The organism is Caulobacter sp. P1_B12_2 (assembly GCF_056406675.1).
The window spans coordinates 1-5,414 of the sequence record NZ_JBFTZS010000324.1 but is presented as its reverse complement, the minus strand read 5'-3'; the positions used below and the strand labels follow the sequence as shown (position 1 = coordinate 5,414).

At 67.5% G+C, this 5,414-nt stretch carries 6 protein-coding genes; 3 read left to right on the top strand and 3 right to left on the bottom strand.

Going from position 1 to position 5,414, the window contains the following annotated elements; all coding sequences use genetic code 11:
- Window positions 1-69: 69 nt before the first annotated feature.
- The gene (locus AC1DZ6_RS18065) at window positions 70-723 is read left to right on the top strand and encodes a glutathione S-transferase family protein (protein WP_477098525.1); all 654 of its coding nucleotides are present in this window, start codon (window positions 70-72) and stop codon (window positions 721-723) included.
- Here the strand turns inward: AC1DZ6_RS18065 and AC1DZ6_RS18060 are convergent.
- Complete coding sequence (locus tag AC1DZ6_RS18060; RefSeq protein WP_477098524.1) at window positions 720-2,120, bottom strand: methyl-accepting chemotaxis protein; 1,401 nt, start codon at window positions 2,118-2,120, stop codon at window positions 720-722. The genes AC1DZ6_RS18065 and AC1DZ6_RS18060 overlap by 4 nt on opposite strands.
- A gap of 234 nt (window positions 2,121-2,354) precedes the next feature.
- Between AC1DZ6_RS18060 and AC1DZ6_RS18055 the strand changes: the two genes are divergently transcribed.
- Window positions 2,355-2,774 (top strand): PAS domain-containing protein, encoded by a 420-nt coding sequence (locus AC1DZ6_RS18055; RefSeq protein ID WP_477098523.1) that lies wholly within the window; start codon window positions 2,355-2,357, stop codon window positions 2,772-2,774.
- Here the strand turns inward: AC1DZ6_RS18055 and AC1DZ6_RS18050 are convergent.
- Both AC1DZ6_RS18050 and AC1DZ6_RS18045 read right to left on the bottom strand, forming a co-directional pair.
- Window positions 2,771-3,391: a glutathione S-transferase family protein gene (locus tag AC1DZ6_RS18050; RefSeq protein ID WP_477098522.1), complete on the bottom strand. Its 621-nt coding sequence runs from the start codon at window positions 3,389-3,391 to the stop codon at window positions 2,771-2,773. The genes AC1DZ6_RS18055 and AC1DZ6_RS18050 overlap by 4 nt on opposite strands.
- A gap of 72 nt (window positions 3,392-3,463) precedes the next feature.
- The gene (locus AC1DZ6_RS18045) at window positions 3,464-3,652 is read right to left on the bottom strand and encodes a hypothetical protein (protein ID WP_477098521.1); all 189 of its coding nucleotides are present in this window, start codon (window positions 3,650-3,652) and stop codon (window positions 3,464-3,466) included.
- 201 nt (window positions 3,653-3,853) lie between these two features.
- Here AC1DZ6_RS18045 and AC1DZ6_RS18040 point away from each other — a divergent pair, with 201 nt between their 5' ends.
- The gene (locus AC1DZ6_RS18040; protein WP_477098520.1) at window positions 3,854-5,359 is read left to right on the top strand and encodes a spinster family MFS transporter; all 1,506 of its coding nucleotides are present in this window, start codon (window positions 3,854-3,856) and stop codon (window positions 5,357-5,359) included.
- Window positions 5,360-5,414 lie beyond the last annotated feature (55 nt).

The following is a 5,414-nucleotide window of genomic DNA, read 5'->3' as shown; positions in this document are numbered from 1 at the left end:
GGCCTAGGCCCCAGCCCCGTCAAAACGGGGGACGCGCGGCCGCGTCCCCGCCCGATCCTTGGAGCTCTCATGTCCCTAACGCTACACATGCACCCGCTGTCCTCGTACTGCTGGAAGGCGCTGATCGCCCTCTACGAGAACGACACGCCGTTCGAGGCGCGGCTGGTCGATTTCAGCGACCCCGCCAACGTCGCGGCGTTCAAGGCGTTGTGGCCGACAGCCAAGATGCCGCTGCTGTGCGACGGGGCGCGGGACCGGACGATCCCCGAGAGTTCGAGCATCATCGAATATCTGCAGACGGCCTACCCCGGCCCCGTCCGGTTCATTCCCGACGAGCCCGAGGCCGCCCTGCGCACGCGCCTGATGGACCGCCTTTTCGACCTCTATGTCATGACGCCGATGCAGGCGATCGTCGGCGACCGGATCCGGCCGGCGGACGCCAAGGACCCGTACGGCGTCGCTCAGGCCCGCGCGCAGCTGGCCATGGCCTACGGCCTGCTCGAGACCGAGCTGGCGGGTCGCACCTGGGCGGCGGGCGACGATTTCAGCCTGGCCGACTGCGCGGCCGCCCCCGCCCTGTTCTACGCCAACAAGGTGGCGCCGCTGGACGGGACCCACCTTAACGTCTCGGCCTATCTGGACCGCCTGCTGGCCCGCCCGTCGTTCGTGCGGGTGCTCCAGGAAGCCGAGCCCTATTTCGCGATGTTCCCGACCGGGGACTAGGCGGCGCGCGCCCGACCCGCCGGGCGGCCCGAGGCCTCCTGCCCCGTCTCGAACCGCGCCACCAGTCGGGCCAGTTCTCCGGTCTCGTTGCGCAGGTTGGTTGCGGCGGCGGTGGCCTCCTCGACCATGGCGGCGTTCTGCTGGGTGACCTGGTCCATCTGGTTGACGGCGGCGTTGACCTGGTTGAGGCCGGTGGCCTGTTCCTGCGAGGACTGGGCGATCTCGGAGATCAGGGTGTCGATCTGCGAAACCTTGCCGACGATGCCGCCCAGCGCCTGGCCGGTTTCGCCGACCAACTTCACCCCGCGCTCGACCTGAGCGGTGCTGCTGGCGATCAGGGTCTTGATCTCCTTGGCCGCCTCAGCCGAGCGCTGAGCCAGGGCCCGCACTTCTTGCGCCACGACCGCGAAGCCGCGGCCGGCGTCACCGGCGCGGGCCGCTTCGACACCGGCGTTCAGGGCCAGAAGATTGGTCTGGAAGGCGATCTCGTCGATGACGCCGATGATCTGGGTGATCTGACCCGAGCTCTGCTCGATCTCGCCCATGGCGGCGACAGCGTCGCGCATGACGTCGCCGGAGCGAGCGGCCTCTTCCCGAGCGCTGGAGGCGGCGTTGGAGGCTTCCTTGGCGCCGGCCGCGCTGCGGCGGACCGTGGCGGTCAGTTCGTCGAGCGCGGCGGCGGTTTCCTCCAGCGAGGCGGCCTGCTGCTCGGTGCGACGCGACAGGTCGTCGGAGGCCGAGGCGATCTCGTCCGAGCCGGCCCGCAGCCCGCCGGTGGCGGTGACGATCGCGCTCATGGCCTGGCGCAGGCTGCCAATGGCGCTGTTGAAGTCGTCCTTGATCCGCTGGTAGCGACCTTCGAAACGCGCCTGGATGTCGGCGGTCAGGTCGCCCTCGGCCAGGCGGCGCAGGCTGTCGGCGAGGGCCGAGACCACCGCGCCCTGCTCCTCGTCGGCCAGGCGGCGCTCGGCCTCGCCGCGCGTCCGCTCCTGCTCGATGGCGGTGACGTCGGTGGCGAACTTGATGACCTTGTAAGGCTTGCCGGTCTTGTCGAGCACGGGGTTGTAGGACGCCTGGATCCAGACTTCCTTGCCGCCCTTGCCGATGCGCAGGAACTTGGCCGCGACGAACTCGCCGGCGTTGAGCCGCGCCCAGAACGCCCGGTAGTCGGCGCCTTGCGCCTCGGCGGGGGGCACGAACAGGCTGTGATGGCGCCCCTCGATCTCGGTCGCCGCGTAGCCCAGGGCGCCCAGGAAGTTCGAATTGGCGCGGATGATCGTGCCGTCCAGCTGGAACTCGATCACTGCCTGTGACCGCTCCATGGCCGCGACCTGGGCCTCGAGGTTCTGGACCCGCTGAAGGTCGGCCTGGCGGACCGCTTTTTGACCTGAAAACATCGTCGCTCTCATTCCAACCCAGTCGGCTGAGGTCGAGCTTTAGGCATAACGTCGATTAACGATATCCTAATTGCATAACAGCGTACGCCCACAACTCACAAGTGAGCCCAAAACTCCTTGCGGAATAAGGCAATTACTCAATTCGAGATGATTAATGAGCCGTTAATTCGATTTTCTCGGACGCAAAACCTTCACGGATGTATAGCCACCGGCGGCTAAGCCACGGAATACAGTATGCCTTTGCGTGATCTAATCTCGGCCTTGGCCGACGACCTCGATGTCGGCGTGGTTCTGACCGACGGCCAGCTGTCTCCGCCCGGCCCTCACATTCTCTATGTGAATACAACGTTTGAGCRCATGACCGGTTTCGATCGGGCCGAAATCCTGGGAAAAAATCCCCGGATTTTTCAAGGACCAGGCACGAGCCTGGCGGCGCGCAAGCGTCTGGCCCGCGCCCTGCGCAACGGCGAACGGCACAGCACGACCCTGGTCAACTACCGAAAGTCGGGCGAGGCCTATCTCTGCGCCATCGACGTCTTTCCGATCCTGACCCCGGACGGCGCCCTGATCAGCGCCGTCGCCGTGGAGCGCGAGGTCGAACGCCGGCCCGGCCGCCGGCCGAGCGTGCGAAACGCCAAGCCGACCCAGGCCTAGGCGTCGGCTTCCCAGGCCAGGAATTCCGGCGACTGCAGCAGGCGCTCGCAATAGACGCCCGCCGCGCCGGTGTCGCCATAGTCCGACAGGTGGATCCCGTAGGTGCGGAACCGGCTCCCCACCGGGGTGTAGAAGGCGTCTACGATCGWCCATTCGCCCACCAGGAACGGCCCGCCCGAGCGCTTGAGCAGCTGGTTCCAGCGCTCGACGATCTTGCGCACGTCCTTCTGGGTGGCCTCGGAGATCGCCACGACGCGCGGCGCCTCTTCCAGCGCCATCGGGCATTCGCCGCGCAGCGACGAGAAGCCCGAGTGCATCTCGGCCGCCGCCGAACGCCCCAGGGCCCGCAAGGCGGCGTCCTGAGGCCACAGCTTCGCGGCGGGGAATTTCTCGGCCAGGTATTCGCAGATCGCCAGCGAGTCCCAGATCACCAGGTCGCCGTCCTTCAGCACCGGCACGAGATGGCTGGGCGAGTGCTTGGCGATCTCGACCTCGGACGTCCCGGTGTGACGCAGCTCGACCAGGGTCTCCTTGAAGGCCTCGCCCGTGTGCTTCAGCGCTAGCCATGGCCGCAGCGACCAGCTGGACCACTTCTTGGTGCCGACGACGATTTCCATGGCGAGCTCCTTCGCGAACGGGCGGACGCCCGGGCTTAGCGCGGGGGCCCTCGCGGGACAACGCCCGACCGACTAGGGCTTGGCGCTTTCGCCGTTCACGGGTCTGGGAAAGACATAGGCCCAGGGGTGGGGCTCCATCGGCGGCGCGGCAGGCCAGCCGGCAAGCGCCCGCAGAGAGCGCGCCCTGTTGAGCTCCGCGAAGGGAATGATCTGGGCCGAGCGTTCGACGGGCTCGGCGCGGGAATCGGGTAGGGCCGGCATGAGCGACCTCCATGACGACCGTCTGTCGCGGCCATGCGTCATTGAAGGCCTTCGCGCCTGAACCGACCCAGGCGCCCTCGTTGTCGCGCGTTCATCTCACCGCTCCAAAATGACCGCGATTTCCCCTCTGGCCTTGCGGCTTCCGTTACGTCTATGGTCGGCCCAACGATTAGAACAAATGTTTGAAGGGAGAGGCCCAGGATGGCGCAGGCGAATTCGCCTGGCGGCGCGCAGCCGCTGTATTCCAATGGCTACAAGGCCTCGGTGCTGGGGCTGCTGCTCGCCACCTACACCTTCAACTTCATCGATCGCACGATCATCGCCACCATCGGCCAGGCCATCAAGGTCGACCTCAAGCTGACCGACACCCAGCTGGGCCTGCTGGGCGGTCTGTATTTCGCCTTGCTCTACACCCTGCTGGGCATCCCGATCGCCCGCATGGCCGAGCGCTGGAACCGGGTGACGATCATCTCGGTGTCGCTGGTCATCTGGTCGGGCTTCACCGCCCTCTGCGGCAGCGCCTCCAGCTTCGCCCAGCTGGCCCTCTACCGCTTCGGCGTGGGGGTCGGCGAGGCCGGCTGCTCGCCGCCGTCCCACTCGCTGATCAGCGACTATTACGAGCCCAAGAAGCGCGCCTCGGCCCTGTCGATCTATTCGTTCGGCATCCCGCTGGGCACGATGTTCGGAGCCGTGGCCGGCGGCTGGCTGGCCCAGGAGTTCAGCTGGCGGGTCGCCTTCGTGATCGTCGGCCTGCCCGGCATCCTGCTGGCCGTGCTGGTCAAGCTGATCGTCAAGGAACCGCCGCGCGGCCATTCGGAACTCAAGGAGCGCCCGCTGGAGGCCGAGGACGTTGTCGTCGAACCGCCTAAGCCGCCGTTCTCGCTGGCCAACGAATTCAAGGAACTGGGCGCGGTCATGGCCGTGCTGTTCGGCAAGTGGCCGGTGCTGCACATGATGCTGGGCGTGACCATCGCCTCGTTCGGCTCGTACGGCTCGGGCGCGTTCGTGCCGCCCTATTTCGTCCGCACCTACGGCCTGGGCCTCGCCCAGGTCGGCCTGATCGTCGGGCTGATCGGCGGCTTCTCGGCCGGGGTCGGCACCCTGGTCGGCGGCTTCCTGACCGACTGGTCGGGCAAGCGCAGCGCCAAGTGGTACGCCCTGGTGCCGGCCATCGGCCTGCTGATCTGCACCCCGATCTACATCGCCGCCTATCTGCAGACGAGCTGGCAGACCACGGCCCTGATCCTGCTGGTCCCGGGCATCTTCCACTACACCTACCTGGCCCCGACCTTCGGCGTGGTCCAGAACTCGGTCGAGCCGCGCCGCCGGGCCACGGCCACGGCCCTGCTGTTCTTCTTCCTGAACCTGATCGCCCTGGGCGGCGGACCGGTGTTCACCGGCTGGCTGATCGACCATCTGGCGCGCTTCCACTTCAATCATCCGGAAGCTTCCACGATCTTCCAGGCCCTGGGCGGTTCGTTCACCGACCCCGGCGCGGCCAGCTTCAACGGCCAGTGCCCGGGCGGCCTGGCGCCCAAGGGCGCGCCCGCAGATCTCGCCAAGGCCTGCCATGGCGCGATGGCCCGAGCCACCCAGCAGGGCATCATCGTCTCGCTGTGCTTCTACGCCTGGGCCGCCCTGCACTACGCCCTGGCGGCGATCGGCATGGTCAAGCACATGCGCGAACGGGCGGCGGCGCAGGCCTGATCGTCTCAAGACCCTCCCCCTGTGGGGGAGGCGGCGCGCATGCGCCGGTGGGGGG